Source organism: Rhizobium altiplani, from assembly GCF_001542405.1.
GTDB classification, from domain to species: Bacteria; Pseudomonadota; Alphaproteobacteria; order Rhizobiales; family Rhizobiaceae; genus Rhizobium; species Rhizobium altiplani.
This window is the reverse complement of record NZ_LNCD01000123.1, coordinates 175,696-200,644: the sequence shown is the minus strand read 5'-3', so window position 1 is coordinate 200,644 and position 24,949 is coordinate 175,696. Positions and strand designations below refer to the sequence as shown.

The window sequence follows — 24,949 nt, the reverse complement described above, 5'->3', positions numbered from 1 at the left end:
ATGATAGTTATGTCGTTCCGCCAGCCACGATCGTCCTGCAGCCGCTGTCGCGATAGCGCGCCAGCATGGCCGGGTCGGCGTCCTGCTCGACCACCAGGCACTCGCACTGCGCCACCGGAAGCACGCTATGTGGCGCGGCAGTGCCGAACTTGTCGGACGTCGCGGCGACCAGAACCTTCTTGCTTCGCGATGCTGCAAAACGCTTGAATTCAGCATCTTCGAAGCCGAAGGCCGTCACGCCAGCAGTCAGATCTATCCCGCAAGCACCGAGGATGCAAAGATCGGGTGACAGGGATTCCATGTCGCGCATGGCCTTTGCGCCGAGCGCACCGCTGACCTGCCGGTCGATAAGCCCGCCGATCAGGATCACGTTAACCGCCGGCTTCTCGATCAGGGCGGCGGCGATCGCTGGCGCGTTGGTCGCTGCCGTCAGGGTCAAATCCATTGGCAGGGCCGTCGCAATTGCGAGGTTGGTGCTGCCCGCATCGAAAAACACGGTCGAGCCGGGAACGATCTGCGACACAGCGGCGACGGCGAGCGCCTGCTTGCGATCCCGCGCGATCCCTGCCCGGTGGCCAAGGCTCCCGCCGGCGGGCGCAACCGGCAACGCGCCACCATAGACGCGCTCGCACAGGCCGGCAGCTGCCATCTCGCGCAGGTCCCTGCGGACCGTGTCTTCGGATACACGGAATTCAACTGCAAGGTCTGCCGCTAGCACCCGACCATCACTGTGCAGCTTCCGCAGGATGACGCTTTGGCGCTCCTGCAGGAGAAGTTCGTTCGCATTCATGCCGACTTCAGCCTGGTTGATCAAAAACTGATAAAAACATGCATAAACGGATACAAACGTGCACGCAAGTGTGGTGCGTTATCTCGATCTTCACAAACTGAAACGGGGCGCGCCAAATCTGTGATAAATGAGAAAAATATTCGCAGATGCCGATTTTCTTCGCAGTTTTCTACGCTTCGCAGCGATCAGCTTTTCTGCGATTTTTCGTGCATCAAACACCCTGTGAATTGGATAAATAGATGAACCTCCTGAAGACTATCGCCGCTGCAGCACTGATCCAGGCCGCCGCCCTTCTTCCCGCCGTTGCCGGCGAAAACCTCGCTGCCATCAAGTCTGCGGGTGTCTTCAAGATCGGCACGGAGGGTACTTACGCCCCGTTCACCTATCATGACGATAGCGGCAAGCTGGTCGGCTTCGACGTGGAGATCGGCGAGGCGGTTGCTGCCAAGCTCGGCGTCAAGGCCGAATTCGTCGAAGGCAAATGGGACGGCCTGATCGCCGGTCTTGATGCCAAGCGCTACGACACGGTCATCAACCAGGTCGGTATCACCGAAGCCCGCAAGCAGAAGTACGATTTCTCCGAGCCCTACATCGCATCCAAGGCCGTTCTCATCATTCGCGACGGCGACGACAGCATCAAGGGCTTTGCGGACCTGAAGGGCAAGAAGTCGGCTCAGTCGCTGACCAGTAACTTCGGCAAGCTTGCCGAACAGTCCGGCGCAGAACTCGTCGGTACCGATGGTTTCGACCAGTCGATCCAGCTCGTATTGACCAAGCGTGCAGACGCGACGATCAACGACAGCCTCTCCTTCCTCGACTTCAAGAAGCACAAGCCTGACGCTCCGGTGAAGATCGTCGCCCAGCAGGAAAATGCCGATTTTTCCGGCATCATCATCCGCAAGGGTGAGCCGGAGCTACTGGAAGCCATCAACAAGGCACTGGCCGACATCAAGGCCGACGGCACCTACAAGAAGATCTCCGACAAGTACTTCGGTCAGGACGTTTCGAAGTAACTCGTAACGCAGGCGGCTTGCTGCCGCCGCCACATCCTTTATATGTTCCCGAGAAAGCGTTCAGCGAAACCTCGCTGGACGCATCTTCTTTGAGGATTGAACCTTGCCGCACTGGCTTCAACTGATGGCGGAGTCGCTTGGTCCGCTCCTCTGGGCCGGCCTGATCTTCACGATCCCGCTGACGCTCCTGTCATTCACACTCGGTCTCATCCTTGGACTGCTGACGGCAATCGCACGGCTTTTCGCGCCGGCGCCGATCGCCGCCATCGCGCGCTTCTATGTCTGGGCCATCAGGGGCACACCGCTGCTGGTGCAACTCTTCGTCATCTTTTACGGCCTGCCGAGCATCGGCATCCTGCTCGACGCCTTTCCGGCAGCACTGATCGGCTTCACCCTCAACATCGGCGCCTATAGCTCCGAAATCATCCGCGCCGTTATCTCCTCCGTGCCGAAGGGGCAGTGGGAAGCGGCCTATTCGATCGGCATGAGCTGGCGCCAGGCGATGAGCCGCACGATCCTGCCCCAGGCCGGGCGCGTTGCTGTACCGCCGCTCTCCAATACGTTCATCTCGCTGGTGAAGGACACGTCGCTGGCGGCCGCCATTACGGTCCCGGAGCTGTTCCAGGCTGCGCAGCGCATCGTCGCGACCACTTACGAGCCGCTCATCCTCTACATCCAGGCCGCATTGATATACCTTGCTTTGAGCTCCGTCCTATCAGCGTTGCAGGTTCGCCTCGAGCGTCGCTTCGCGCGCTATGGCGGCATGCTGGAGGCAAACGCATGATCGAGCTTTCCCATATCGAAAAGCGCTTCGGCGACGCCGTCATCCTGAAAGACATCAGCATCCGGATTCCGGAAGGCAGCGTCACCGCACTCGTCGGCCCCTCGGGCGGAGGCAAGAGCACGCTGCTGCGATGCATCAACCTGCTGGAGATCCCGACAGCAGGTACGATCCGCCTCGGCGACGAGAAAATAAGCTTTACGCCAGGCCAGAAGACCGGCTGGCAGGCGATCCAGAAGATCCGCCGGCAGACCGGAATGGTATTCCAGAACTTCCAGCTCTTTCCGCATCAGACGGCCATCGAGAATGTAATGGAGGGCCTCATCACCGTGCTCAAGTGGCCGAAGGAAAAGGCGCGTGAACGGGCGATGGAATTGCTGACAAAGGTCAACATGGCGCACAAGGCCGACGCCTGGCCTTCGACGCTCTCGGGTGGACAACAGCAGCGCGTCGCAATCGCCCGCGCGCTCGCTCCCTCTCCGCGAGTTCTTCTCTGCGATGAACCGACATCGGCGCTCGACCCCGAGCTTTCCGCCGAAGTCGTCGATGTTCTCGGCCGTCTCGCCCGCGAGGGCACGACGATGGTAATGGCGACGCATGACCTGCGCCTTGCCTCGAAGATCGCCAACGACGTTGTCTTCCTCGAGGCCGGCAGTGTGGTCGAGACGGGAAGCGCAAGGAACATCTTCACGGCGCCGGAGCGAGAGCGCACCAAACGCTTCATCTCGACGATCAACGCCGCCCATACCTACGATATTTAAGGGGCACGTGGAGCGACAGCGCGCAGCGCGTTCCCCCACAAGCAAGCCGGTCGAGCTGGTTCCTCACGTCTTTCGACGACAATCTTGAGCTTGCTCATATCAATTCGCGCATAAAAAGCAGAAGGGCGGCCCGAAGGCCACCCTCTTTTTGTCCCTCGCATCTTCGTCAGCCCGCGTAGCTGACCAACAGATCCTTGGCGTCGATCTGGTCGCCGGCTTTGACAAGCACTTCCGCGATCGCACCGTCCTTTTCGGCGTGGATCGCCGTTTCCATCTTCATAGCCTCGATAGAAACAAGCACGTCACCGGCATTGACCGCCTGGCCGGGCGAGACAAAGACGCGCGAGATGACGCCTGGCATCGGCGCACCGACATGCGCGGCATTGCCCGGTTCCGCCTTGCGGCGGGCGGCGGCACCGGTCGCACCATGCGCGCGATCCGGCACCTTGATGCGGCGCGGCTGGCCGTTGAGTTCGAAGAAGACAGTCACCATGCCTTGCTCGTCGGTCTGGCTCATCGCCTGGTTGACGACGACGAGCGTCTTGCCCTTTTCGATATCGGCAAACAGTTCCTCGCCGTCGGCAAGGCCGTAGAAATAGGCCGGCGTCGGCAGGACGGAGACCGGGCCGTAGGTGTCGGAGGCCAGCGCAAAGTCGGTGAAGACTTTCGGATACATCAGGTAGGAGGCGAATTCGAAGTCATTGACCTCGCGCTCCAGCTTGGTCTCGATCGCTTTGCGCTCGGCATCGAGGTCAGCGTCGGCAAGCAGCGAACCCGGACGCACCGTATAGGGCGCATCGCCCTTCAGTGCCTTCTTCTGCAGCGCCTCCGGCCAGCCTGATGGAGGCTGACCGAGATCGCCCTTCAGCATCGAGACAACAGATTCCGGGAAGGAGACTTCCTTGTCGGCGCTGACGACATCGGCAACCGTCAGGTCTTGGCTGACCATCATCAGCGCCATGTCGCCGACGACCTTCGAGGACGGCGTCACCTTGACGATATCGCCGAACATCTGGTTGGCGTCGGCATAGGCCTGCGCCACTTCGTGCCAGCGCGTCTCGAGACCGAGCGAACGGGCCTGTTCCTTGAGGTTGGTGAACTGGCCGCCCGGCATTTCGTGCAGATAGACTTCGGAGGCCGGTCCCTTGAGGTCGCTTTCGAAGGCCGCGTACTGATGGCGCACCGCTTCCCAATAGAAGGAGATACGGCGGATCCATTCCGGATCGAGACCGGGATCGCGTTCGGAGCCGCGCAGCGCTTCAACGATCGAGCCAAGGCAGGGCTGCGAGGTATTGCCGGACAACGCGTCCATCGCCGCATCGACCGCGTCGACGCCGGCATCGACCGCCGCGAGAACCGTCGCCGCTGCAATGCCCGAGGTGTCGTGCGTGTGGAAGTGGATCGGCAGGCTGGTGGCGTCGCGCAGCGCCTTGAACAGCGCCTTGGCGGCAGCCGGCTTCAGCAGGCCCGCCATATCCTTCAGCGCGATGATATGCGCGCCGGCTCTTTCGAGCTCAACGGCAAGGTCCGTATAGTACTTGAGATCGTACTTCGGGCGCGCCGAATTCAGGATATCGCCGGTGTAGCAGATTGCCGCTTCGCAGAGCTTGTTCTCCTCGGCCACCGCATCCATCGATACGCGCATGTTCTCGACCCAGTTCAGGCAGTCGAAGACGCGGAAGAGATCGATGCCGCCGGCAGCAGCCTGCCGGACGAAGTATTTGACGACGTTGTCAGGGTAATTCTTGTAGCCGACGCCGTTTGCTCCGCGCAGCAGCATCTGCAAAAGCAGGTTAGGCGCGGATTCCCGCACGAGCGACAGACGCTCCCACGGATCTTCCGTCAGGAAGCGCATCGAAACGTCAAACGTCGCGCCGCCCCAGCATTCGAGCGAAAGGAGGTTCGGCAAAGCGTGCGCATAGGTGCCGGCGATCCGCGCGATGTCATAGGTGCGCATGCGGGTCGCAAGCAGCGACTGGTGGCCGTCGCGCATCGTCGTATCGGTCATCAGGATGCGCTTTTCGTTGCGCATCCACTCGCCGAACTTCTTCGGACCGAGCTTGTCGAGAAGCTGCTTGGTGCCGTCGGCGATGCCGCTACCGTTGGTATAAGGGACAATCGGCTCGGCGATATCGGCGGACGGCTTCGGTCGATCCTTGGCTTCCGGATGGCCGTTGACCGTCACATCAGCGAGGTAAGTCAGAAGCTTCGTCGCGCGATCCTGTCGCTTGACCTGCTGGAAGAGCTCCGGCGTCGAGTCGATGAAGCGCGTGGTGTAGCTGTTATCCTTGAAATTCGGATGCGTGATGATCGCTTCCAGGAAGGTGAGGTTCGTCGCAACGCCGCGGATACGGAACTCACGCAATGCACGGTCCATGCGGGAGATCGCTTCCAGCGGGTTCGGGGCCCAGGCAGTGACCTTGACCAGCAGCGGATCGTAGTACCGGGTGATGATCGCGCCGGAATAGGAGGTGCCGCCATCGAGACGGATGCCGAAGCCGGATGCCGAACGATAGGCGGTGATGCGGCCGTAGTCCGGAATGAAGTTGTGCTCCGGATCCTCTGTCGTGATGCGGCACTGCAGGGCATGGCCGTTGAGGCGAATGTCCTTCTGCTCGGGAACGCCCGATTCCGGTGTACCGATCGCAAAGCCATCAAGGATGTGGATCTGCGCCTTGACGATATCGATGCCTGTAACGACTTCGGTGACCGTGTGCTCGACCTGGATGCGCGGATTGACTTCGATGAAGTAGAATTTGCCGGTGTCGGCATCCATCAGATATTCGACGGTGCCCGCACCGATGTAGTTGGTGGCACCCGCGATCTTCAGCGAGTATGCCGCCAGTTCCTGGCGCTGGGCTTCCGACAGGTAAGGCGCCGGCGCACGCTCGACGACCTTCTGGTTGCGGCGCTGGATCGAGCAGTCGCGCTCGAAGAGATGAACGACATTGCCATGCGTGTCGCCAAGGATCTGGCTTTCGACATGGCGCGCACGCTCGACGAGCTTTTCGAGATAAACCTCGTCCTTACCAAAGGCCGCCATCGCTTCGCGCTTGGCCTCCGTCACCTCGCGTGCAAGGTCGGCTTCCGAGCGGATGACGCGCATGCCGCGTCCGCCGCCACCCCAGGAGGCCTTCAGCATCACGGGGTAGCCGATCGCCGCCGCCATCTTGGCGACCTCAGCCATATCATCCGGCAACGGTTCCGTTGCCGGCACGACAGGCACGCCGACGGAGATTGCCAGATTGCGCGCGGCGACTTTGTTGCCGAGCTGGCGCATTGTATCGGCCGTCGGACCGATGAAGATGATGCCTGCCTTATTGCAGGCATCGACGAATTCCGGGCTTTCCGACAGCAGGCCGTAGCCGGGATGGATCGCATCGGCGCCGGAAAGCTTGGCGACGCGGATCACCTCATCGATCGACAGATAGCTCTCGATCGGACCGAGGTCGCGGGCAAGATGCGGGCCGCGGCCGACCTGATAGCTTTCGTCTGCCTTGAATCTGTGCAGTGCCAGTTTGTCTTCTTCCGCCCATATCGCGACCGTTTTTATCCCGAGCTCGTTGGCCGCGCGAAACACGCGGATGGCAATTTCCGAACGGTTGGCAACAAGTATCTTGGATATGGGCAATGCAGTCTCCTCACGGCATCGAAACGGGCAATGCTGCACCCGCGAAGAGAAGTCTTAACGCGCTGTCACGGAAAGTTCAATTTCCGGAACCGTCCGAAATAAAATTTCTCTAAGACTAGGTGATCAGCCCATGCCGGAAGGCGACAGCGACCGCGTGCTGTCTATTCTTTGCCTTCAGCTTGTCTTGTAGGCCGTTCATGTACCAGTCGACGGTGTGGTTTGAAATCTTGAGGCGTTTGCCAATCTCAACCGAGGTCATGCCTTCCGCGAGATATTGAAGTATTTCCATCTCCCGGCGCGTCAAACGCGTGTCGATGCCGGAAACTTCTTCGAGCGCATCCGCCTCCCCCTTCAGCTCAAGGGGACGCCAGAAAGCCTTTCGGGCAATGGCATCAAAGAGCGAAATCTCGACAGGAGAGAGGTCTACGGGTGTCCCGCCTACGCTCATGTTGCCGAGGATGCCGTTTCTGCCCTGGATTGGGAAAATGTAGCCGTCCTTCAGGCCATGGCTATGTGCGTCGGCCATCATTTGCTCCATCCGGCGATGGTGCGGATCCTTCCGGAAGGCCGCCAGGCTGTCCCTCCAGCGAAACGGCCTTTGCGCATATGCAAGATAACGCACCGTCGGGTCGCTCAGAACATACTTCTTCGAAAGATAGATCTGCGGCCATTTCTCTGGCCAATGACCGGCAAACATAAGACTGATTGGATCTTCAGTCGCCTTCAGGTGTCGCAAAAGGCCATAATACTGGAAGCCGTAGGCGTGGATGACATGCTCCAGTTCGCCAACAACTCCTTCGGGTCTTCGACACTCTTCCAGAACGACAAGCAATTGAATTAATGAATGAATACTCAAAATAAATGCCCCTACGCCAGTTGGGCTCCTAGCCGAATGATCACGACCAAGGGAAGTGTTTGGTTGGGCGCCCCTGCGACGCATTTAGACGTCAATCTATGGTGTGCCAGCGCGACCATGCAACGCAAGTGAAAATTGCGAGATTTGCGATACGTCCCAAAAAAGTTCAGTCCCTCGGAATGGATTGCTGTGGGTGCGCTCCGTAAAAGAAATTTGCCGCGACCGCTCGTCTGAACGCTTCGTTAATCGCTGGTTCAGGTATCTTTTTGTAGCGTTGCAGCGTCCATTATTTCGCACATGCACAAGAGGTATCGCCGTGTCGCTATTCAAGGTCTATGCTAGAGCTTTGCGCTATCTCGGCGCCTACAAGCTCCGCGTATCCCTGGTCGTTATTGCGAACATCGTGCTTGCCGCGATCACAATCGCCGAACCGATTTTGTTCGGTCGCATCATCGATGCAATTTCAGGCAAGGGCGAAGTCAAACCCATCCTTTTCATGTGGGCCGGCTTTGCCGTTTTCAACACCATAGCGTTCGTTCTTGTCGCTCGTGAGGCCGACCGGCTGGCCCATGGCCGCCGCGCCACACTGCTGACGGAAGCGTTCGGCCGTATCATCTCCATGCCGCTGTCCTGGCATCATCAGCGTGGCACGTCGAATGCGCTGCATACGCTGCTGCGCGCATGCGAAACGCTCTTTGGCCTTTGGCTCGAGTTCATGCGCAACCACCTGGCGACTGCCGTTGCCATCGCGCTTCTGGTGCCGACTGCGATGTCGATGGACCTGCGTCTTTCGGGCGTGCTGGTCGTGCTCGGCGTCGCCTATTGGCTGATTGGTCGTCTCGTCATGAGCCGCACCAAGGATGGCCAGGCGTCGGTCGAAAACCACTACCACACCGTTTTCTCACACGTCAGCGACTCGATCAGCAACGTATCGGTCCTCCATAGCTACAATCGCATCGAAGCAGAAACCAAGGCACTGAAGTCGTTTGCCGAGCGCCTGCTGCAGGCTCAGTATCCGGTTCTCGACTGGTGGGCTCTCGCGGGCGCCATGAACCGCATGGCTTCGACCATTGCGATGATGATCATCCTCGTCATCGGCACGCTCATGGTTCAGTCCGGCGAGCTGCGCATCGGCGACGTGATTGCCTTCATCGGCTTTGCGAACCTGCTGATCTCGCGTCTCGACCAGATGCGCCAGTTTGCCACGCAGATTTTCGAGGCCCGTTCGAAGCTCGAGGATTTCTACTCGCTCGAAGACTCCGTACGTGAACGCGAAGAGCCTGCCGGCAATGACGATATCGCCGACGTGAAGGGTGAAGTCGAATTCCGCAACGTGTCGTTCCGCTTCGGCAACACCGCGCAGGGCTTGCACAACGTGTCCTTTACCGCCAAGGCTGGTCAGACGGTTGCGATCGTCGGTCCGACCGGTTCGGGCAAGACCACGATGATCAACCTGCTGCAGCGCGTGTATGACCCGGATAGCGGCCAGATCCTCGTCGATGGTCACGACACGACGAAGATCACCCGCAAGTCGCTGCGCCGCTATATCGCGACGGTGTTCCAGGATGCCGGCCTGCTCAACCGCTCGATCAGCGACAACATTCGCCTCGGCCGGGAAGGCGCCTCGGATGAGGACATGCGTCGAGCAGCTGAAGCGGCCGCTGCCGCCGACTTCATCGAGACGCGCGAAGAGCAGTACGACACCCATGTCGGCGAACGCGGCAACAGGCTTTCCGGCGGCGAACGTCAGCGTGTGGCGATTGCCCGCGCCATCCTCAAGGATGCCCCGATCCTCGTGCTCGACGAAGCGACAAGCGCGCTTGACGTCGAAACCGAAAATCGCGTTAAGGCCGCAATCGACAACCTGCGCCAGAACCGCACGACCTTCATCATCGCGCACCGTCTTTCGACTGTTCGCGAAGCAGACAAGGTCCTGTTCCTGGACGGTGGCCGTGTCGTCGAAGAAGGCAGCTTCGATGAGCTCAGCCATAGCAACGGCCGGTTCGCGGCACTGCTGCGCGCCAGCGGCATCCTCACGGACGAAGAAGTTCGCAAGGCGCACACGACCGAGGCCGCATAAGACGGATCGCTCAGGGAAAAACAGAAGCCGGACGGTACCTGCCGCCCGGCTTTTTTCTTGCCCGCATGGAGTTCGCGCATAGCTTAAGGGAAACTGTATTGCCGGAGGCGATATGAAGGTCCTGCGAATCGTAGCAAACATCGAAACAGCCGACCCGGCCGCTGCCAAGGTCTTCTATAAGGATATCCTTGGTCTGGACGTGCTGGTGGATCACGGCTGGATCTCCACATATGGCTCAAACCAATCAATGCGGGTCCAGGTGGGCTTTGCGAGCGAGGGCGGCTCAGACACGCCGGTTCCAGGCCTCTCGATCGAGGTCGACGATGTTGACGAGGCCTTCGCAACCATGAGCGCGTCAGCCTTCGAAATCATCTATGGGCCGGCCAATGAGCCTTGGGGCGTTCGGCGCTTCTACGTGCGCGACCCCTTTGGAACAATCGTGAATATTCTTTCCCATAGGCCTTGAAGCCGGCAACACCCGACTCCTCGGGCGGGACGCGTCTGCGCCATCCAGCAGCAATTCGCGCGAAGGTGTTAGACTAAAGTCATAATCCCAAAGCCGCTCTCCGTATGGATGAGCTTTTCTGTCACACTCTTGTCAGGCGAACCTCGACCCGAGGGTATGCTTTGAGGAGAGCATGGTGGTCGCGCGCCGCGTTCACATCGTTCTGTGGAGGACAGAAAATGGCAAATATCGCAAGCGTCGACGGCCCTAAGGCCGGTCCGATGACGGGCGAGGAGAAGAAGGTTATCTTCGCTTCATCGCTCGGCACCGTTTTCGAATGGTACGACTTCTATCTTTACGGTTCGCTCGCAACCTATATCGGCGCGACCTATTTTACCCAGTATCCGGAAGCAACGCGAAACATCTTCACGCTTTTGGCCTTCGCTGCCGGCTTCCTCGTGCGTCCGTTCGGCGCACTGGTCTTCGGGCGTCTCGGCGATCTCGTCGGACGCAAATACACGTTCCTGGTGACGATCCTCATCATGGGCCTCTCTACCTTCCTCGTCGGTATCCTGCCGGGTGCGGCGACGATCGGTATCGCAGCACCGATCATCCTGATCGGACTTCGTCTCCTGCAGGGTCTTGCGCTCGGCGGTGAATATGGCGGTGCGGCGACTTACGTGGCCGAACATGCACCCCATGGACGCCGCGGTTACTTCACGTCGTGGATCCAAACCACGGCTACGCTCGGCCTCTTCCTGTCGCTGATCGTCATCGTCGGTGTGCAGTTCCTGATGGGCAAGGAAGCCTTCGCGGCATGGGGCTGGCGCATTCCGTTCCTCGTCTCCGTCGTGCTCCTCGGGATTTCCGTCTGGATTCGACTGAAGATGAACGAATCTCCGGCATTCCAGCGCATGAAAGCCGAAGGCAAGGGATCCAAGGCACCGCTGACGGAAGCTTTCGGTCAGTGGAAGAACGCCAAGATCGCCCTGATCGCGCTTCTCGGCGCAACGATGGGTCAGGCGGTCGTCTGGTACGGCGGCCAATTCTATGCGTTGTTTTTCCTGCAGAACGTGCTCAAGGTTGATCTGCAATCGGCAAACATCATGGTCGCCATTGCGCTCTTCCTGGGCACGCCCTTCTTCGTCATCTTCGGCGCCCTGTCCGACAGGATCGGCCGCAAGCCGATCCTGATGGCCGGCCTCTTGATCGCCGCCGTTACCTACACCCCGCTGTTTAAGGCCATGACCTGGACTGCCAATCCGGCGCTCGCGGAAGCCCAGGCTTCTATCCGTGCAACCGTGACGGCCGATCCGGCGGATTGCAAATTCCAGTTCAACCCAACTGGAACGTCGAAGTTCACCAACTCTTGCGATGTGGCCACTGCCTTCCTGACCAAGAACTCGGTGCCTTATGATGTCGTGCCCGGCCCGGCAGGCCAGCCTGCCACGATCAAGATCGGTGACGAAACCATCCCCAGCTTCGACGTCGTCGCCGCCGGCGACAAGGCAAAGGCAATGACGGGCGCGTTCGAAAAGGGCGTCAACATCGCCCTTCATGATGCCGGATACCCGCTGAACCGCGGCGCCATCAAGGTGCCGGATGCGAAGCTGGACGCCTTCATCGCGGCCAACCCTGAGCTTGCCCTCAACGCTGACGCAGTACGCGCCGGTGAAAAACAGACCATGCCGGCCGACAAGCTGGTTGCCGACAAGCTGCTGACGGCCGATGAAGCAAAGGGCGCCACCGACATGGCGGTCTATAACATTGCCAAGGGTGGAAGCTTCTCCATGGTAGCCGACCCTGCCCGTGTCAACTGGATCGGCACGATCGCCATTCTGTTCGTGCTCGTTCTCTATGTGACGATGGTCTATGGCCCGATCGCAGCTCTGCTGGTCGAACTCTTCCCGACCCGCATCCGCTACACCGGCATGTCGCTGCCTTACCATATCGGCAACGGCTGGTTCGGCGGCTTGTTGCCGGCGATGGCCTTCGCAATGAGCGCGGCCAAGGGCGATATCTACTTCGGCCTCTGGTATCCGATCGTCTTCGCAGCCATCACGCTGGTCATCGGCCTGATCTTCCTGCCGGAAACGAAGGACCGCGATATCCACGCCATGGATTGAGCCGATTAAAGACTGCAAACATCTGCCCGGCGCTCTCAAGGCGCCGGGTTTTTTACTTATGGAGGGCTAGAGAAGACGGCTCAGCCGCGGCGTCGGCCAGCCGCCATCACGATCGATGGAGAACACCAGACCGCAGCGCGCGAAGAGGACTGAGGTGGCAAAGGCGAACCAGGCGCCCAACGCAAGGCCGGCCACGACATCGCTTGGATAATGCACGCCGATGATGACGCGTGTGGCGCCAAGCCAAAGGCCGATACCGATAAAACCAAGGCGAAAACGCGGGAAAAGAAGTGCGAGCGCCACGAACAGCGCGCCGATGTTGGCCGAATGGCCGGACGGAAAGCTCTGGTGCAGGAAGTCAGCATTGAAAGGCGCGAAGCTGAAGATACCCTCCTGGTCATAGATCAGTGGTCGGGCCCGGCCGATTGCAAACTTCAACACGTTGGCAACGATGCTGGTGACCAGCACAGACAGCCCGACATACGCCGTCATCTGTGTGAAATAGACCATGCGGAACCGCCTGCGCACCTTCCAGAGTCGGCGGCGAACGAGATAGCCGGTGGCAAAGATCGTGCAGAGGCCTGCCAGGATCCAGGCGAGCCTGCCGATATCGGTAATGTCCCCGGCAACGGTGATCAGCCGCGGCGCCAGGTCCTTGGCCGCCTGTCCGAGCGGACGGTCGAAGACGAAGAAAGCAATGGCAATCGCGTTGATGGCGGTGAACACGAAGCCCTTCCAGGGAACCCGCCGATGGATCGTACGCCGCGTCTCATAACGCTTTCGCAGATAGTTCCAGAAACTTGGCTTGCGATCGACGGTCCCGCTCATTCCACTCCGCTCTTTCCTCAATGCAGAAGGGAGATAGGGGCGACAATAACTGCCTTCAAGCAAAGGCCCTCCGCATCGGTGGATGCGGAGGGCCGAAAGCGTGTTTCACGTGAAATATCAGGCAGAAAGCGCCTTGAACTCGGCGAGGATCGCGTCACCCATGTCAGTGGTTCCGACCTTCGTGCACCCTTCGGCCATGATATCGCCGGTGCGGATGCCCTTGTCGAGCACGTTGGCGATCGCCTTTTCGAGGTTGTCGGCTTCCTTCACGAGGTTGAAGGAATAGCGCAGGCACATGGCGAACGAAGCGATCATCGCGATCGGATTAGCGATGCCCTTGCCGGCAATGTCAGGAGCCGAACCATGCACGGGCTCATAAAGGGCCTTGCGCTTGCCGGTCTTGGCATCCGGGGCGCCAAGCGAAGCCGAAGGCAGCATGCCGAGCGAGCCAGTCAGCATGGCGGCAACGTCGGACAGCATGTCGCCGAACAGGTTGTCGGTGACGATGACGTCGAACTGCTTCGGCGCGCGCACCAGCTGCATACCGCCGGCATCGGCCAGCATGTGCTCAAGCTTGACGTCGGAATACTTGTCCTTGTGCGTCGCGGTGACGACCTGGTTCCACAACACGCCCGACTTCATGACGTTGCGCTTTTCCATCGAGCAGACGCGATTCTGACGCGTGCGGGCCATTTCGAAGGCCACGGCCGAGATGCGCTCGATTTCGTAGGTATCGTAGACCTGCGTGTCGATCGCACGTTTCTGGCCATTGCCGAGATCGGTGATGGTCTTCGGCTCGCCGAAATAGACGCCGCCTGTCAGTTCGCGGATGATCAGGATATCGAGGCCTTCGACCAGCTCCGGCTTCAGCGAGGAAGCGGAAGCGAGCGCCGGGTAGCAGATGGCCGGACGCAGGTTTGCGAAAAGCTCCAGATCCTTGCGCAGACGCAGCAGGCCGGCTTCGGGGCGCACTTCATAGGGAACATCATCCCACTTCGGGCCGCCGACGGCGCCGAAGAGAACGGCGTCGGCTGCGAGCGCCTTCTGCATGTCGGCTTCGGAGATCGCGGCACCATGTGCGTCATAGGCGCTGCCGCCGACCAAACCTTCATCGGTGACGAAGCCGGCATTCATTGCCTCGTTCATATAGGCAATGATCTTGCGGACCTCACCCATGGCCTCGGGGCCGATGCCGTCGCCCGGCAGCAGGAAAAGATTGCGCGCTGTCATGAAACCCTCCGCGGAAAAACAAGTTGCGGCTTCTTAGACCTGCAAAAACGGCATTTCAAGCGAGTGGGAGGCCGATTCGGTACGGTTGCAGAATTACTGCCAACATCCCTCGTTGACCGATCGGCGCGTGCGGGTCCACAAGAAGAGCCTCCATCGCCACGGTCATCGGATATCATCATGCCATCTGCGCCCCTGCACCTCGACACGCCGCTTTTCCGCACCTCCGCCGATTACAGCGCGAGCAACAAGCCGCTATGGCTGAAGCTCGACGCGCTGCAGCCCTCTGGAAGCTTCAAGCTTCGCGGTGTTGGCAGGCTTTGCCAGCATGAGATCGAGAACGGCGCCCGTGAGATCTTCTGCGCCTCCGGCGGCAATGCGGGGATCGCCGCCGCTTATACGGGACGGGCGCTCGGCATTCCGGTGACGATCGTCGTACCGGAGACGACGTCGCCGGAAGTGCGCCAATCGATCGAAGCAACTGGCGCCACGGTTCTGGTGCACGGATCGGTGTTCGACGAAGCCAATGCTTATGCAATCGAATGCGCGAAGGCCAGAAAGGCAGCCTACGTGCACCCATTCGATCATCCGCTTCTGTGGGATGGGCACGGCACCCTGATCGACGAGGTTGTCGCGAAGGGCGCCGAGTTTGATTGCGTCATCACGAGCGTCGGCGGTGGTGGCTTGCTGGCGGGTATCGTTGCCGGTCTCAAGCGAAACGGCCTGTCTGATGTGCCGGTCATTGCCGTCGAGACCCAAGGAGCTGCGTCGCTTCATGCCAGTCTCGCTGCAGGCGAGCGCATTACCTTGCCGGCGATCACGTCGATCGCCAGCTCGCTCGGTGCGCGTCAGGTGGCGCAGCATGTCTTCGATCTGCCGAAGCACCACCCGATCGAAAGCGTCACGGTGACCGATGCGCAGGCGGTCACTGCCTGCCTGAAGTTCGCCGATGCCTATCGCATTCTGGTCGAGCCCGCCTGTGGGGCCGCTCTGGCGGTGGCCGACATGCATCCCGATATCCTCGCTCGCTTCAACAATCCGCTGATCGAAGTCTGCGGCGGCATCGGTGTCTCGCTGGAAAAGCTGAAGGCCTGGAAAGACCGGTTGCTGTAGCAGCAAAAGAAAAAGCCGAGCGAAAACCCGGCTTTGACGAATGCTATGTTTCTTAAGACTTAAGCAGCCCAGGGGCGCGATGCCGCGTTCTTGGCTTCGAAGCTATCGATTGCCTTGCCCTTCTCGAGCGTCAGGCCGATATCGTCGAGGCCGTTCAGCAGGCAGTGACGCTTGAACTCGTCGAGATCGAACTTGATCGAACCGCCGTCCGGACCGGTGATCTCAAGGTTTTCCAGGTCGACCGTCAGGATCGCGTTGGAGCCGCGCGAGGCGTCGTCCATCAGCTTGTCGAGGTTTTCCTGGCTGACCTTGATCGGCAGAATGCCGTTCTTGAAACAGTTGTTGTAGAAGATGTCGGCGAAGCTGGTCGAGATGACGCAACGGATGCCGAAGTCGAGAAGCGCCCACGGCGCATGCTCGCGCGACGAGCCGCATCCGAAGTTGTCGCCGGCAACGAGGATCTTTGCATTCTGATAGGCCGGCTTGTTCAGCACGAAATCCGGGTTCGGAGAACCGTCTTCATTGTAGCGGGCTTCGGCGAAAAGACCCTTGCCAAGACCGGTGCGCTTGATCGTCTTCAAGTAATCCTTCGGAATGATCATGTCGGTGTCGATGTTGACAACAGGCAGAGGGGCAGCAACGCCCGTCAGCTTTACGAATTTGTCCATGGCCTGGCTCCAATGTCAGCAGACGTAGTTTTGTTGATCAGCGTTTAGTCCAGATTTCGGCCGAAATGAAGGAAAATTTACATCGCGAGAAAGGCCGCGCGCGGATTCGACGCGCAGCCATCCATGGATATCGTGAGATCAACTTGCATTCGCTGGCGCATTCATTGCCCAGAGAACCCCGAACGGGTCGCGAAGCTGGCCATATCGATCGCCCCAGAACATCAACTGGACAGGCAGGATGACCTCCGCGCCGGCAGTAACGGCGCGGCCCCACCAGAAATCGATATCGTCGATAACAAGCTGAAGCGTAAAGCCCTGATGCTTTTCGAAGGGATGACCATGCTCGGGATAGGCATCGCAGAGCATCAACGAGCTTCCGTTGATGTAGAGATGGACATGCATCGTCCGCCCATTTTCATCCGGGGGAACGACAAACGCCTCCTCGGCACCGAACGCACGCTTGTAGAATTCCGCGGCCTTTAGCGCACCATCGACCGTGACGTACGGCAACAGGCCATTCTTGACCGGCGGCATTTTCGTTGCGCCGGTTTCCGTTGCGGTATCCATTCTGTCCTCCATTGTTTGATTTGGTTTGGGCAAAAGCCCTGGCCTTCCAAAGACGCGGGAAGATCAGCCAAGCCGACAACGATGTCGAAATTTTTCTGGAAACGACCCGACGGTCAGAGGTCGATGATCGTGCCGCGCCCGTCATTCCAGATACGCATGTTCTCGCCGGAATGAGACTTCGTTCTGGCGGTGGCGCGAACGGGGGCCGGTTTCATCTTCAGCGAAAGCGCGCGGCCAACCATGAGCACCGTCAGGATACCGCCGACTGCGATCGTCACAGAGAATGTGAGGAGCGCCAACGCAACGAAGGCTGTGATGCCTGCGAGCAGGAGGAAGACGGAACGAATGCTTTGCATGGTTTAGACCTTTCTTCGGAAAGGAATGTGGTCCTTCATTTCTTTCTCTGCAAGGTGAGCATGGCTTTTTGTTGTCTTGCCACCCATCACAAAGCTTGGCACAGATTTGTGATGACCCGCAACTCTCCGACTCGTTCCTTGAATCTCCGCCGTTCGGTGCTAAGCGTTCCGGCCATCAATGCACGCGCCTTGGAAAAGACCCATGCGCTCGATTGCGACGCCGTGATCTTCGATCTCGAGGACTCGGTGGCGCCGGAGCGAAAGGCGGAAGCCCGCGACAATCTGAAAGCCTTTTTTTCGGGCCCTCCTCTGGTGAACAAGGAGCGGATCATCCGCATCAATGCGCTGGCTTCCACATTCGGCAATGCCGACATGGAGCTGGTCTTGGCATTGGAACCGGATGCCGTGCTTCTGCCGAAAGTGGACGAGCCTCAGGATGTGATGTCCATCAGCGACCGGCTTGCCGATGCCGATGCGCCGGATAGCCTCCGCATCTGGGCGATGATCGAAACGCCCCGCGGCATTCTGAACGCGGCGGCGATCGCCGAAGCCGGACGCACGCCGGGTTCGAGACTCGATTGTTTCGTCGTTGGCCTCAACGACCTGCGCAAAGAGACCGGTGTCTTGCCGCAGCCCGGCCGCACCTATCTCGTGCCCTGGCTGATGCAGGTGGTTCTTGCCGTGCGGGCCTATGGCCTCGACGCGATCGACAGTGTCTTCAATGATTTCAAGGACGCAGATGCCTTCGACGCCGAATGCGCGCATGCCCGGGCCATGGGCTTCGACGGCAAGATGCTGATCCATCCTGCTCAGATCGAAGCGTCAAACCGGCATTTCGGCCCGGACAAGGCGGCAATTGCCGAGGCGGAGGCAATCATCGCTGCCTTTGCCGGCCCGGCTGCCGAAGGTCTGAACGTCATCAATGTCAATGGACGGATGATCGAGCGGCTGCATCTTGTCCAGGCGGAAAGTCTGGTTCATAAAGCCCGCCTGATTGCAGAGCGCCAAACGGCGAAGTGAAAGACGACTCTAGATGAAGCTTTATCGCCTTCTGACCGGCCAGGATGATGCCGCTTTCTGTCATCGCGTAACCGACGCCCTCAACAAGGGCTGGTCGCTGAACGGCTCGCCGTCACTGACCTTCAACACCCTGACCGGCCAGGTGATGTGCGCTCAGGCGATCGTCAAGGAAGTCGAAGGCAAGGACTACCACCCGGACATGAAGCTGTCCGAACAGTAAGCGAAGGCTTAGCGTTCGGCCGCCTCTTCGGCACTTGCCTCGATCCGTTCCATGTCGTCGTCGCTGAGACCGAAATGGTGGCCGATCTCGTGGATGAGGACGTGGGTGATGATATCGCCCAGCGTCTCGTCGTTCTCGGCCCAGTAGTCGAGAATCGGCCGCCTGTAGAGGCGGATACGGTTCGGCAGTTCGCCGGTTTCCATCGTGAAACGCTCCGAGATCCCCCGGCCTTCAAAGAGGCCGAGAAGGTCGAATGGCGTTTCCAGCGCCATGTCCTCGAACACGTCGTCGTCGGGAAAATCCTCGATCTCGATGGTCAAATTGGTGGTCAGCGAGCGGAATTCTTCCGGCAGGTGGCTATATGCCTCCATCGCCAACGACTCGAAGGTACTGATCGTCGGCGCGTGGCGATCCCGCCAATCCTCGCTCTGGTCTATGCGGGCCATTAATATTCCTTCCTTTGCCGCCCATATAGAACCTTTGCGCACGATTTTCGAGAGCGGAATCAAAGGCAGGAATAAATTCACATCAAATGCCTGTTGACTCTTTCACCCGCCTCTGGAATCCATAAGAACATAACAGGAACATATGAGACTTGGAGAACGTCATGGCACAGCCGGCCGTGATGCGCGAGCGGCTTTTTGCGCTCCGCGAAACCATTGCAAAGCTTGAGGGAAAGCCCGCGCCGGCCTTGGCGGCTGCGGAAAGCGAAGCCTTGGCTGATAAAGGGCTCTCCGCGAAGAACGAAAGTGTCCTGCGTCTTCCTCTTGGAATCCCCACGCTGGACGAGGCGATCGATGGCGGCTTGCCGCTCGACGGGATCACCGAGGTTCGCTCGGACCTCTTGCGGGAGGCCGGTGCGGGCAGCGGCTTTGTGCTGGCGCTTGCCGCCATACTGCAGCGTCAAGTCGAGGAGAGCCACAGTGCGCCGCCACCGATCCTGTGGATCGCGGACATGGTTTCCACGATGGAAGCAGGCGTCCCCTACGCCGTAGGGTTACGAGATTTCGGTCTGAAACCGGACCAGTTCTTCTATGCCAGTCCGCGCAAGCTTGAAGACGCTCTCTGGCTTGCGGAAGCGGCAGTCGAAAGCGGCGTTTTTCCTGCGACGGTTCTGGAGATCCGCGGCAACCCAAAGCCCTTCGACCTGACGGAGAGCCGTCGTTTGAGCTTGCGGGCGAAAGCATCGAAACGCCCGCTTTTCTTGTTGCGGCAGGCTGGAGAGGAAGAAGCCAGCAGCGCTTATTTCCGCTTCCTTGCAGCACCCGCGCCGGCACAGGCGCGCCCCTTGCCGGATGGCACGATGCTGGGCGGTAGCATCGGCAATCCGGTTTTTCATCTCACCCTGGAGAAGAGCCGCAACCCGGCTCCCCTCTCCTTTCTACTGGAGTGGAACTCTCATGACCGCCGTTTTTTCGCCGTCTCCCGATCAGCCAACCCTCGCCTTCCAGACGAACGCGCAGCGCATTCTGGCACTCCACTTTCCGCATCTTCCAACCGACCGGATATCAAGAAAGAAATGGGGGCTCTCCTGGCGTTCGCACGGTCGTCCTGAGGCAGCGCCGATTGTCTGTTCCAGCCGGCTCAACAATACCATGCGGCTAACGGCGCTGGACGAGGCGGCCGAAGCCCTCAAACTCAGAAAGCATATGGGCGTTGCCGAAGCCCGCGCCACCTATCCCAAGCTCGATGTGATCGAGGACGACCCAGCTGCCAACCGACGTTTCCTGGAAGCCATCGCCGACTGGTGCGATCGCTATACCCCGCTTGTCGCTCTCGATGGCGTGGATGGCCTGTTTCTCGACATTACCGGCTGCGCCCATTTGTTCGGCGGCGAGACGCCTCTTCTGAAGGATATTCTCGCCAGGCTCTTCCAGATGGGGGTTGATGCCCGCGGCGCCATCTCTTCGTCGCCGGGATTATCCTGGGCCATCAGCCGTTTTGGCCAAGGAGGCATCATCGAACACGGAGAGGTCGAGCAGGCGCTTGCTCCTTTGCCGGTCGCGGCCTTGCGTCTCGAAGAAGCAACCATAGGCGCCCTGAATAAAACCGGGCTCAAATATGTGGGTGACCTTCTCAATGCACCACGCGCCCCGATTGCCCGTCGCTTTGGCGGATCCCTGCTCTTGCGGCTCGATCAGGCGCTTGGAACCGATGAAGAGCCTGTCTCTCCACGTCTTCCAGTCGCGAGCCTCTCGGTCGAACGTCGCCTGATTGAGCCGATCGGAGCCGAAGACGATATCCTCGCGCTCACCGGTCAGGTTGCCGTCTCCCTGAAGCCCTCCCTGGAAGCGCGTGGCATCGGCGGCCGCATCTTCGAACTGGTCCTGTTCCGTGTCGACGGCAAGGTGTTCCGCATTTCCGCCGAGACCGCGCAGCCCCTGAGAGAACCAAAGCGCATCGCCGCTCTCTTTGCCGAACGCCTGCAGGCAATCCACGATGATTTTGATGCAGGCTATGGGTTTGAGATCCTTCGTCTCAACGTGCTCCTTCACGAAGATTTCGTGACGTCGCAAGGCGATTTTGAACACCACCAGCAAAAGGAGGCCTCCCTTGCTGCCTTCGTGGATCGGGTTTCCGCCCGCCTCGGGGAGGACTGCCTGCAGACCTTCCAATTGCGGGAGAGCCACCTGCCGGAAAGAGCTGTCATTGCCGTGCCCGCAATCGATCACCTGTCCGCCCCGAAAACGAGGGAAGGACATCCTCCACCGGCCAGAAACGAGCGGCCCATCCGGATACTGCGGAAGCCGGAGCCGATGGACGCCTTTGCCGTCGAAGTCCCCGATGGGGCACCCGCCAGCTTTCACTGGCGGCGCAAGCAGCACCGTGTCTTGAAAAGCGAGGGGCCAGAACGACTGGCAACGGAATGGTGGCTCGATGGTTCGGACACGGGGGATCGGGACTACTTCCGGATCGAAGACGATCAGGGACGCCGTTTCTGGATCTATCGCCATGGCCACTATGAGCGTGACGCAACGCAGAACTGGTACATGCACGGAGTCAGTGCCTGATGTCGGCCTTCTTCGAGATCGGCGCAAAGACCAATTTTTCCTTTTTGGAGGGTGCATCCAAGCCGGAGGAAATGATCGTCCAGGCTGCCGTTCTGAGGCTTGGAGGACTTGGTATTGCCGACCGTAATTCGGTTGCAGGTGTGGTCCGGGCACATGCCCAATCAAAGGCGATCCAGAAGAAATTCGAGCGGATGAAAGCCGGGCTTCTGGAGGAGCATGAAAAGAAAGGCGTCATTCTTGATCCGATGCGTTTTCAGCCGGGCGCCCGCCTTGTCTTCTCGGATGGAACACCGGACATCCTGGCCTATCCCCAAGACCGTCAAGGCTGGAGACATCTTTGCCGGTTGCTGAGCACCGGCAACCTGAGGGCCGAGAAAGGTAAGTGCATTCTGACGGAGGCGGATCTGATGGAATGGGGCGACAACATGATGCTCGCGCTCATTCCCGATCCATCCGTTGCAGATGATGCCAATCAGGCAACGTTCGAAGCCTGTCTCGAGCGTTTCAGAAAGCGCTTCCGAAAAAACTTCCATGTGGCGCTCGCCCCCGCTTATGACGGCCGTGACAAACGTGTCTTCGCGACGCTCTCTGTATTGGCGGATCGTAACCGCATTCCGCTGATTGCCACCAACCAGCCGCTTTACCACGACACCACCCGTCGCCCCCTCGCCGACATCGTGACATCGATCCGAGAACATGTTCCAATTCCCGAGGCAGGCTTTCTTTTAGCGCCGAATGCCGAACGCTACCTCAAGGAGAGCGGCGAAATCCGGCGCCTTTTCCGCGATTACCCGCATGCGGTATCAAACACGGAGAAGTTCTTCTCACAACTTTCCTTTTCGCTCGATGAGTTGGAACACAATTATCCTCCCGAAAATGACGAGGGGGAAACGCCTTACCAAACCTTGGAGCGCCTGACCAAAACCGGAGCGGCAAAGCGTTTCCCCGACGGCATACCGGAGAAGGTTCAGAAAAACATCGAGTACGAGCTGAGCCTCGTTCGCCAGAAACAATATGAACCATACTTCCTGACGGTCCATCGGATCATCCAGTACGCCAGGCATGAGAAAAAAATCCTCTGCCAGGGTCGCGGCTCCGCGGCAAATTCCGTCATTTGCTACTGCCTCGAGATAACCGAGGTGAACCCTGAAAAAAGTACCCTGCTCTTTGACCGCTTCCTGTCGATGGACCGCGACGAACCGCCGGATATCGATGTCGATTTCGAGCATGAGAGGCGCGAAGAGGTCATCCAGCATATCTATGAGAAATACGGCAAGGAGCATGCGGGTCTCACAGCAGGGGTGACCACTTATCGCACTCGGTCCGCCGGACGTGAGGTTTCCAAAGCCTTCGGTCTCTCAGAAGATGTCCAGTCCGCGATCGGCAGCCTGGTCTGGGGCTGGTCGGAAGAGAAGCTATCCGAACGGGAAGCAAAGGCGGCCGGGCTCGACATTTTCGATCCCATGACCAAAAACGTGCTGAAATATGCATCCGAGCTTCTCGGTTTTCCCCGTCATCTCACCCAGCATGTCGGGGGTTTCGTCATCACCAGGGACAGGCTGGATGAAGTCGTTCCGATCATGAAGACGGCAATGCCCGGACGCTACATGGTCGAATGGGACAAGGATGATCTCGACAATCTGAAGATCCTCAAGGTCGATATCCTGGCGCTCGGAATGTTGACCGCCCTGAAGCGGGCATTCGATCTGCTTCTCCTGCATTACGACGTGAAGAAGACCCTCGCCGATCTCGGCAACGATAAGCATGAGGATGAGGATCCCGTCTATGCGATGATGTGCCGGGCTGACACGCTTGGCGTCTTCCAGATCGAGAGCCGAGCTCAGATGAGCATGCTGCCGCGTCTGAAGCCCCAAAGGTTCTATGATCTCGTCATTGAGGTCGCCATCGTCAGGCCGGGCCCCATTCAGGGAAACATGGTTCACCCATACCTGAAACGCCGGGAGGAAAAGGCACGCGGTATCCCAACGACATATCCGAGCCCGGAACTTAAGGAAGTTCTCAAACGAACACTCGGCGTACCGCTGTTTCAGGAACAGGCCATGCAGATCGCCATCACGGCTGCAGGTTTTAAACCAGCCGAAGCGGATCAGCTCAGACGCGCCATGGCGACCTTCAAACGAACAGGCACCATCGGCAATTTCGAAACGCGGTTCATTGAAGGCATGGTCGCGAAGGATTATCCCCGCGACTTTGCCCTCCAATGCTTCAACCAGATCAAGGGTTTTGGCGAATACGGCTTCCCGGAAAGCCACGCGGCCTCGTTCGCACTACTGGTATATGCCTCTTCCTGGGTGAAAGCCTACTATCCTGATGTCTTCTGTGCTGCGATGCTGAATTCGCAGCCAATGGGCTTTTATGCCCCCGCGCAGCTCGTCAGGGATGCAAGGGAGCATGGGGTTGATATCCGGCCCGTCGACATCAATGAATCGAACTGGGATTGCTTGCTTGAGGAGGCAGAATTTAACAAGCGTTCAGTCGATTTCCGGCATGCCAGCATGCGGAATGTCATCAAGACAAAGCGAGCCGTTCGGCTTGGCTTCCGGCAGATAAAGGGCCTTTCGGAAACGAGTATGGAACAACTCGTCGCCAACAGAGGCAGGGGCTATTCTTCCATTCGCGATCTCTGGCTACGTTCGGGCCTACAAAAGGCAGATATAGAACGGCTTGCCGATGCAGATACCTTTCACTCCATAAAGCTGTCGCGGCGGGAAGCGCTCTGGGAGGTGCGCGCGCTCGATGCGAAGAGCGCTGCCGAAAAGCTTCCTCTGTTCGACCAGGTGAGCCACATCGACTTGCAGGTCGAGCCGGAGACGCGGCTACCGGAAATGCTGCCTGGCGAACAAGTCATCGAGGACTATCGCTACCTCTCGCTTTCCCTGAAAGGTCATCCGGTCTCGTTCCTCCGCGACGAATTCCGCAAAGCCGGGGTCGTGCGGAGTGTCGATCTTCTCACCGTCCCGAACGGCAGAAGGGTGACGATCGCCGGCCTGGTTTTGGTGCGTCAGCGCCCGGGCTCCGCCAAGGGCGTCATCTTCATGACACTGGAAGACGAAACGGGCGTTGCCAATGCCATTGTCTGGCAAAAGGTCTTCGAGAAATATCGCCCGATCGTCATGGGAGCACGACTCGTGAAGATCCATGGCAGGCTTCAGAGCCAGAGCGGCGTGATCCACACCGTCGTCGATCATATCGAGGATATGACCCCCGCGCTCGGCATCCTACAGAAGGAAGCCCGTCGTTTTGGTGTTAGCGATCGTTCGGATCAAGCACTCAATCCGACGATGGATCCGCGTCAAAGGAAACTCGCAAACTCAGTTGAGAACGCCGTGATGGAGAAGAGACTGGACTCTGGCAGCCATGGCGCACGGGAAACAGCTCAGATCATGCCAAAAGGCCGCAATTTCCATTGAGAGCGTGCATCAGAACGCCGGATTT

The 24,949-nt window shown here is 59.1% G+C and carries 21 protein-coding genes; 12 read left to right on the top strand and 9 right to left on the bottom strand.

All coding sequences use genetic code 11. The annotated features are described in order from the left end of the window. Positions 1-7: 7 nt before the first annotated feature. Positions 8-790: a DeoR/GlpR family DNA-binding transcription regulator gene (locus tag AS026_RS29270; RefSeq protein WP_025658058.1), complete on the bottom strand. Its 783-nt coding sequence runs from the start codon at positions 788-790 to the stop codon at positions 8-10. A 239-nt stretch (positions 791-1,029) separates the two neighbouring features. On the opposite strand from AS026_RS29270, the gene AS026_RS29265 reads away from it, so the two are divergent. From AS026_RS29265 to AS026_RS29255, 3 genes are all read left to right on the top strand, one after another. Beyond that, the gene (locus AS026_RS29265; protein WP_062373930.1) at positions 1,030-1,803 is read left to right on the top strand and encodes an amino acid ABC transporter substrate-binding protein; all 774 of its coding nucleotides are present in this window, start codon (positions 1,030-1,032) and stop codon (positions 1,801-1,803) included. 103 nt (positions 1,804-1,906) lie between these two features. Then, a complete protein-coding gene (locus AS026_RS29260; RefSeq protein ID WP_025658056.1) occupies positions 1,907-2,587 on the top strand; it encodes an amino acid ABC transporter permease in 681 nt (226 codons plus the stop codon). Next, on the top strand, positions 2,584-3,345 hold the full coding sequence (locus tag AS026_RS29255; protein WP_025658055.1) for an amino acid ABC transporter ATP-binding protein: 762 nt from the start codon (positions 2,584-2,586) through the stop codon (positions 3,343-3,345). The genes AS026_RS29260 and AS026_RS29255 overlap by 4 nt, the downstream gene beginning before the upstream one ends. A gap of 166 nt (positions 3,346-3,511) precedes the next feature. Here the strand turns inward: AS026_RS29255 and pyc are convergent, their stop codons facing one another. Further along, positions 3,512-6,976 (bottom strand): pyruvate carboxylase, encoded by a 3,465-nt coding sequence (gene pyc, locus AS026_RS29250; RefSeq protein ID WP_062373926.1) that lies wholly within the window; start codon positions 6,974-6,976, stop codon positions 3,512-3,514. A 115-nt stretch (positions 6,977-7,091) separates the two neighbouring features. Then, entirely contained in the window at positions 7,092-7,832 is a 741-nt protein-coding gene (locus tag AS026_RS29245; RefSeq protein WP_062373924.1) for a helix-turn-helix transcriptional regulator, read from the bottom strand. A 316-nt stretch (positions 7,833-8,148) separates the two neighbouring features. Between AS026_RS29245 and AS026_RS29240 the strand changes: the two genes are divergently transcribed. The 3 genes from AS026_RS29240 to AS026_RS29230 all read left to right on the top strand — a co-directional run bounded on the left by AS026_RS29240 (position 8,149) and on the right by AS026_RS29230 (position 12,483). Then, positions 8,149-9,912: a glucan ABC transporter ATP-binding protein/ permease gene (locus tag AS026_RS29240; RefSeq protein ID WP_018855922.1), complete on the top strand. Its 1,764-nt coding sequence runs from the start codon at positions 8,149-8,151 to the stop codon at positions 9,910-9,912. A gap of 112 nt (positions 9,913-10,024) precedes the next feature. Then, positions 10,025-10,378 (top strand): VOC family protein, encoded by a 354-nt coding sequence (locus tag AS026_RS29235; protein ID WP_062373921.1) that lies wholly within the window; start codon positions 10,025-10,027, stop codon positions 10,376-10,378. 218 nt (positions 10,379-10,596) lie between these two features. Next, entirely contained in the window at positions 10,597-12,483 is a 1,887-nt protein-coding gene (locus tag AS026_RS29230) for an MFS transporter (RefSeq protein WP_062373918.1), read from the top strand. Positions 12,484-12,549: 66 nt separating this feature from the next. Here the strand turns inward: AS026_RS29230 and AS026_RS29225 are convergent, their stop codons facing one another. Then, positions 12,550-13,311: a phosphatase PAP2 family protein gene (locus AS026_RS29225; protein WP_062373915.1), complete on the bottom strand. Its 762-nt coding sequence runs from the start codon at positions 13,309-13,311 to the stop codon at positions 12,550-12,552. Between the two features lie 117 nt (positions 13,312-13,428). Beyond that, positions 13,429-14,541: a 3-isopropylmalate dehydrogenase gene (gene leuB / locus AS026_RS29220; RefSeq protein WP_062373912.1), complete on the bottom strand. Its 1,113-nt coding sequence runs from the start codon at positions 14,539-14,541 to the stop codon at positions 13,429-13,431. A gap of 177 nt (positions 14,542-14,718) precedes the next feature. On the opposite strand from leuB, the gene AS026_RS29215 reads away from it, so the two are divergent. Next, positions 14,719-15,651 (top strand): pyridoxal-phosphate dependent enzyme, encoded by a 933-nt coding sequence (locus AS026_RS29215; RefSeq protein WP_062373909.1) that lies wholly within the window; start codon positions 14,719-14,721, stop codon positions 15,649-15,651. A gap of 59 nt (positions 15,652-15,710) precedes the next feature. Here AS026_RS29215 and leuD read toward each other — a convergent pair whose 3' ends face one another. The 3 genes from leuD to AS026_RS29200 form a co-directional block, all read right to left on the bottom strand. Next, positions 15,711-16,319, bottom strand: a complete 609-nt coding sequence (gene leuD / locus AS026_RS29210) for a 3-isopropylmalate dehydratase small subunit (RefSeq protein ID WP_018855928.1) — start codon at positions 16,317-16,319, stop codon at positions 15,711-15,713. A gap of 138 nt (positions 16,320-16,457) precedes the next feature. Continuing rightward, entirely contained in the window at positions 16,458-16,886 is a 429-nt protein-coding gene (locus tag AS026_RS29205; RefSeq protein WP_062373905.1) for a VOC family protein, read from the bottom strand. 113 nt (positions 16,887-16,999) lie between these two features. Beyond that, positions 17,000-17,242 carry a hypothetical protein gene (locus AS026_RS29200; protein ID WP_062373902.1) on the bottom strand — a complete coding sequence of 81 codons (243 nt, stop codon included), beginning with the start codon at positions 17,240-17,242 and terminating at the stop codon, positions 17,000-17,002. A 111-nt stretch (positions 17,243-17,353) separates the two neighbouring features. Here AS026_RS29200 and AS026_RS29195 point away from each other — a divergent pair, with 111 nt between their 5' ends. Together AS026_RS29195 and AS026_RS29190 are read left to right on the top strand one after the other, a co-directional pair. Next, complete coding sequence (locus AS026_RS29195; protein WP_062374259.1) at positions 17,354-18,262, top strand: HpcH/HpaI aldolase/citrate lyase family protein; 909 nt, start codon at positions 17,354-17,356, stop codon at positions 18,260-18,262. A gap of 13 nt (positions 18,263-18,275) precedes the next feature. Beyond that, entirely contained in the window at positions 18,276-18,482 is a 207-nt protein-coding gene (locus tag AS026_RS29190) for a DUF1737 domain-containing protein (RefSeq protein WP_062373899.1), read from the top strand. A gap of 8 nt (positions 18,483-18,490) precedes the next feature. Here AS026_RS29190 and AS026_RS29185 read toward each other — a convergent pair whose 3' ends face one another. After that, positions 18,491-18,928, bottom strand: coding sequence for a metallopeptidase family protein (locus AS026_RS29185; protein ID WP_018855933.1), 438 nt, complete (start codon positions 18,926-18,928; stop codon positions 18,491-18,493). A gap of 161 nt (positions 18,929-19,089) precedes the next feature. Between AS026_RS29185 and AS026_RS43760 the strand changes: the two genes are divergently transcribed. From AS026_RS43760 to AS026_RS29170, 3 genes are read left to right on the top strand one after another with little or no spacing between them, the layout of a single operon-like run. Beyond that, a complete protein-coding gene (locus AS026_RS43760; RefSeq protein WP_062373896.1) occupies positions 19,090-20,037 on the top strand; it encodes an ImuA family protein in 948 nt (315 codons plus the stop codon). Then, positions 19,949-21,493 (top strand): Y-family DNA polymerase, encoded by a 1,545-nt coding sequence (locus AS026_RS29175; protein WP_280950915.1) that lies wholly within the window; start codon positions 19,949-19,951, stop codon positions 21,491-21,493. Before AS026_RS43760 ends, AS026_RS29175 begins: the two co-directional genes overlap by 89 nt. Then, entirely contained in the window at positions 21,493-24,924 is a 3,432-nt protein-coding gene (locus tag AS026_RS29170) for an error-prone DNA polymerase (protein WP_062373890.1), read from the top strand. The genes AS026_RS29175 and AS026_RS29170 overlap by 1 nt, the downstream gene beginning before the upstream one ends. Positions 24,925-24,949: the final 25 nt, after the last annotated feature.

Bases quoted from the DNA above. Each gene is read 5' to 3' on its own strand.
- AS026_RS29270 (WP_025658058.1), bottom strand. From the start codon at position 790: ATGAATGCGAACGAACTTCTCCTGCAGGAGCGCCAAAGCGTCATCCTG.
- AS026_RS29265 (WP_062373930.1), top strand. From the start codon at position 1,030: ATGAACCTCCTGAAGACTATCGCCGCTGCAGCACTGATCCAGGCCGCC.
- AS026_RS29255 (WP_025658055.1), top strand. From the start codon at position 2,584: ATGATCGAGCTTTCCCATATCGAAAAGCGCTTCGGCGACGCCGTCATC.
- AS026_RS29235 (WP_062373921.1), top strand. From the start codon at position 10,025: ATGAAGGTCCTGCGAATCGTAGCAAACATCGAAACAGCCGACCCGGCC.
- AS026_RS29230 (WP_062373918.1), top strand. From the start codon at position 10,597: ATGGCAAATATCGCAAGCGTCGACGGCCCTAAGGCCGGTCCGATGACG.
- AS026_RS29225 (WP_062373915.1), bottom strand. From the start codon at position 13,311: ATGAGCGGGACCGTCGATCGCAAGCCAAGTTTCTGGAACTATCTGCGA.
- leuB (WP_062373912.1), bottom strand. From the start codon at position 14,541: ATGACAGCGCGCAATCTTTTCCTGCTGCCGGGCGACGGCATCGGCCCC.
- AS026_RS29215 (WP_062373909.1), top strand. From the start codon at position 14,719: ATGCCATCTGCGCCCCTGCACCTCGACACGCCGCTTTTCCGCACCTCC.
- leuD (WP_018855928.1), bottom strand. From the start codon at position 16,319: ATGGACAAATTCGTAAAGCTGACGGGCGTTGCTGCCCCTCTGCCTGTT.
- AS026_RS29205 (WP_062373905.1), bottom strand. From the start codon at position 16,886: ATGGATACCGCAACGGAAACCGGCGCAACGAAAATGCCGCCGGTCAAG.
- AS026_RS29200 (WP_062373902.1), bottom strand. From the start codon at position 17,242: ATGCAAAGCATTCGTTCCGTCTTCCTCCTGCTCGCAGGCATCACAGCC.
- AS026_RS29195 (WP_062374259.1), top strand. From the start codon at position 17,354: ATGACCCGCAACTCTCCGACTCGTTCCTTGAATCTCCGCCGTTCGGTG.
- AS026_RS29190 (WP_062373899.1), top strand. From the start codon at position 18,276: ATGAAGCTTTATCGCCTTCTGACCGGCCAGGATGATGCCGCTTTCTGT.
- AS026_RS29185 (WP_018855933.1), bottom strand. From the start codon at position 18,928: ATGGCCCGCATAGACCAGAGCGAGGATTGGCGGGATCGCCACGCGCCG.
- AS026_RS43760 (WP_062373896.1), top strand. From the start codon at position 19,090: ATGGCACAGCCGGCCGTGATGCGCGAGCGGCTTTTTGCGCTCCGCGAA.
- AS026_RS29170 (WP_062373890.1), top strand. From the start codon at position 21,493: ATGTCGGCCTTCTTCGAGATCGGCGCAAAGACCAATTTTTCCTTTTTG.